This window comes from Saccharothrix hoggarensis (assembly GCF_042678885.1).
GTDB classification, from domain to species: domain Bacteria; phylum Actinomycetota; class Actinomycetes; order Mycobacteriales; family Pseudonocardiaceae; genus Actinosynnema; species Actinosynnema hoggarensis.
On sequence record NZ_JBHTLK010000398.1, the window covers coordinates 1 to 3,340 of the forward strand.

Sequence of the window (3,340 nt, forward strand, 5' to 3'; positions counted from 1 at the left end):
CCCGCCGGTGGAGCTGGGCGCGCCCGGCATCGCCCCCGTCGAGGCCGCGCCGCCCGAGGTGGCCGTGCGGGTGTCCGAGGGGCCCGAGGGCCGGCTGCTGGTGCTGGCCGCGGAGGAGGAGCCGGGCTGGCGGGCGTGGGTGGACGGCCGCGAGGTGACGATCGTGCGGGCGTGGGGCCACCTCGTCGGCGTGACGGTGCCCACCACGGCGTCGGAGGTCCGGGTGGAGGTGTCCTCGACGCTGCGCGAGCTGCTGCTGATGCTCCAGGCCGCCGCCGCGCTGTTCACGCTGCTGACCGCGATCCCGTCCCGCCGCCGCCCGTGACCGCCGGGGTCACTCGCCGTCGATGACGTCCGGGTCGAGGCCGAGGTAGTTGGCGATCTGCTCGACCAGCACGTCGTGGACCAGGTCGGACAGGTCGGCGCCGTCCTTTGCGCGGGCTTCCAGCGGACGCCGGTACAGCACGATCCGGGCCCGCCGGTCCGCGCCGGCCGGCACCAGCCGCGCCAGCGGCACGTTGCCGTCCTCGACCACGTCGCCGTCGTCGCCGCCCGGCGCGACGTCGGGCACGTCGTCCACGGCCACGTCGAGCTGCGTCAACTCCGTGCGCCACCGCGCCTCGATGGGCTCCAGCGCCTCCAGCACGAGCGCGTCGAACCGCTCGGCCCTGCTCCGGGCCGCCGGCAGCGTCGCCGGGTACAGCGGACCGCGCAACCCCCGACCGTGCCGGTCGCGGTTGCGTCGCCGCGGAGCGCCCTGCCGCCGTGAACCCCGAGCCATGACCACGGGGTAGAGGGTAGTTGTCCACCGCTCGGAGCCGTACGCCGGCCGACCCCGCGGGCGCCTCACGACCAGGCAACTTGCCGAAGTGCGGCACCACCTCCAGCGCCGCGCCGGAGGTAATCCAACACACGCCGCGCGGGACGCGATATCGTCCCCGCCGTGCGGAGCGTGAGACGGTGCTCGCGAACCGGGTGCGCGAACCCGGCAGTCGCCACGCTCACGTACGCCTATGCGGACTCGACCGCCGTGGTCGGACCCCTCGCGACGTACTCCGAACCGCACTCCTACGACCTCTGCGAAGAGCACGCGTTGCGCCTCACCGCGCCGCGCGGCTGGGAGGTCGTCCGGCACCAGGGCGAGTTCCGCGCGCCGGAGCCGACCGTGGACGACCTGACGGCGTTGGCCGAGGCGGTCCGCGAGGCGGGCCGGGCCGCGCCCCCGATGGAGGTGCCGGAGCTGCCCGCCGGCACGATCCGGCGCGGTCACCTGCGCGTTCTGCCTGATCCTCACGAAGACTGACCGTTCGCGCGTGACGCGGGGACGACGCGGGCGCGCGCGCCGGTAGGCTTCCGGAGGCAGTGTCAAGAGCCAACTTGGGAGTGTGGCCGTGCGCGATCTGTCCGGCATCGTCAAGGCTTACGACATCCGCGGAGTCGTCGGGGAACAGCTCGACGCGGATGTCGTGCGGGACTTCGGCGCGGCGTTCGCGCGCCTGGTCGGCGGTTCGGCCGTGGTGGTCGGCCACGACATGCGCGACTCGTCGCCCGGCCTCGCCGCCGCGTTCGCCGAGGGCGTCACCGCGCAGGGCGTCGACGTGGTCAACATCGGTCTGGCCAGCACCGACATGCTCTACTTCGCCTCCGGCAAGCTCGACCTGCCCGGCGCGATGTTCACCGCCAGCCACAACCCGGCCAAGTACAACGGCATCAAGCTGTGCCGCCCGGGCGCCGCGCCCGTCGGCCAGGACAGCGGCCTGGGGCAGATCCGCGAGGACGCCGAGAAGGGCGTGCCGGACGCCGAGGGCGTCGCGAAGGGCAAGGTCACCGAGCAGGACATGCTCGCCGACTACGCCGCCTACCTGCGGGAACTGGTCGACCTGAGCGGCAGCAGGCCGTTGAGGGTCGTGGTGGACGCGGGCAACGGCATGGGCGGCCACACCGTGCCGAAGGTGTTCGAGGGCCTGCCGATCGAGATCGTCCCGATGTACTTCGAGCTGGACGGCAACTTCCCGAACCACGAGGCCAACCCGCTGGACCCGAAGAACATCGTCGACCTGCAGAAGCGCGTCCAGGAGGAAGGCGCGGACGCGGGCGTGGCGTTCGACGGCGACGCGGACCGCTGCTTCGTCGTGGACGAGCGCGGCGAGCCGGTGTCCCCGTCCGCCATCACCGCCCTGGTCGCGGTGCGCGAGCTGGCCAAGGACCCGGGCGGCACGATCATCCACAACCTGATCACCTCGCACGCGGTGCCCGAGATCGTCCGCGAGCACGGCGGCGTCCCGGTCCGCACCCGCGTCGGCCACTCCTTCATCAAGGAGGAGATGGCCCGCACCGGCGCGATCTTCGGCGGCGAGCACTCCGCCCACTACTACTTCCGCGACTTCTGGCGCGCCGACACCGGCATGCTGGCCGCGCTGCACGTGCTGGCCGCGCTCGGCGAGCAGGACGGCACGCTGTCCGACCTGACCAGGGACTACGCGCGGTACGCGGCCTCCGGCGAGATCAACTCCACGGTGGACGACCAGCAGGGCAGGCTGGCCGCGATCAAGGCCGAGTTCGGCGCCCGCGAGGGCGTCGAGCTCGACGAGCTGGACGGCCTCACGGTGAACCTGCCGGACGGCTCCTGGTTCAACCTCCGCGCGTCCAACACCGAGCCGCTGCTCCGGCTCAACGTCGAAGCCGCCGACGCGGCCTCCGTCGCGGCGTTGCGCGACGAGGTCCTGGCGATCGTGAGGGGATGAGCGCCGTGGCTGTCCAACTCGACGCGCAGTTGCTGGAGATCCTGGCGTGCCCGTGCCCCGAGCACGCGCCGCTGAAGGTCGGCACCGCGTCCGACCCGCTGGCGGACTACCTCACCTGCACCTCGTGCGGCCGGGCGTTCCCGGTTCGGGACGGCATCCCGGTGCTGCTCCTCGACGAGGCTGTCGAGCCGACGGCCGGGTGATCGGGGGTGCTCGACGACAGCCTCCTCGACGACCAGTCCCGGCTCACCGACGCCGACCGGGAGGGCCTGCTGCGCGCCGCCGCACGGGCGGGCGCGCAGGTCCGCTCCGCCGCCGAGACGGCCGCTGAGCTGGGCGTCGACCGGGTGTTCGAGGAGCGCCCCCGGGCGCTCGTGCTGATCACCCGGCCCGGTGTCGGCGCGTCGGTGGCCGGGATGGTGACGGCCCTGCTGGGTCCGCGCTGCCCGGTGCCGGTCGTGGTCGCCGACGACGTGCCGACGTGGGTGGGCGCGCTCGACGTGGTGCTCGCGCACACCGAGGACCCCGGCGACGTGCGGCTGGCCGAGTCGGTCGACCGGGCGGGCCGGCGCGGCGCGCGCGTGCTGCTGACCGGC

4 protein-coding genes and 2 pseudogenes are annotated in these 3,340 nt (G+C 73.7%); 5 read left to right on the top strand and 1 reads right to left on the bottom strand.

Features of this window, described 5'->3' with window-relative positions:
- A pseudogene (locus ACFQ3T_RS35435) lies at positions 1–325 on the top strand (hypothetical protein); the annotation flags it as partial.
- 9 nt (positions 326–334) lie between these two features.
- On the opposite strand, the gene ACFQ3T_RS35440 reads toward ACFQ3T_RS35435, so the two are convergent.
- A complete protein-coding gene (locus ACFQ3T_RS35440; RefSeq protein WP_380730319.1) occupies positions 335–781 on the bottom strand; it encodes a metallopeptidase family protein in 447 nt (148 codons plus the stop codon).
- A 162-nt stretch (positions 782–943) separates the two neighbouring features.
- Between ACFQ3T_RS35440 and ACFQ3T_RS35445 the strand changes: the two genes are divergently transcribed.
- The 4 genes and pseudogenes from ACFQ3T_RS35445 to ACFQ3T_RS35460 form a co-directional block, all read left to right on the top strand.
- Positions 944–1,303 carry a DUF3499 domain-containing protein gene (locus tag ACFQ3T_RS35445; protein WP_380730321.1) on the top strand — a complete coding sequence of 120 codons (360 nt, stop codon included), beginning with the start codon at positions 944–946 and terminating at the stop codon, positions 1,301–1,303.
- A gap of 88 nt (positions 1,304–1,391) precedes the next feature.
- On the top strand, positions 1,392–2,744 hold the full coding sequence (locus ACFQ3T_RS35450; RefSeq protein ID WP_380730323.1) for a phosphomannomutase/phosphoglucomutase: 1,353 nt from the start codon (positions 1,392–1,394) through the stop codon (positions 2,742–2,744).
- A 5-nt stretch (positions 2,745–2,749) separates the two neighbouring features.
- Entirely contained in the window at positions 2,750–2,947 is a 198-nt protein-coding gene (locus ACFQ3T_RS35455) for a Trm112 family protein (protein WP_380730325.1), read from the top strand.
- 6 nt (positions 2,948–2,953) lie between these two features.
- Positions 2,954–3,340 (top strand): annotated as a pseudogene (locus tag ACFQ3T_RS35460) (hypothetical protein); the annotation flags it as partial.

Bases quoted from the DNA above. Each gene is read 5' to 3' on its own strand.
- ACFQ3T_RS35440 (WP_380730319.1), bottom strand. From the start codon at position 781: ATGGCTCGGGGTTCACGGCGGCAGGGCGCTCCGCGGCGACGCAACCGC.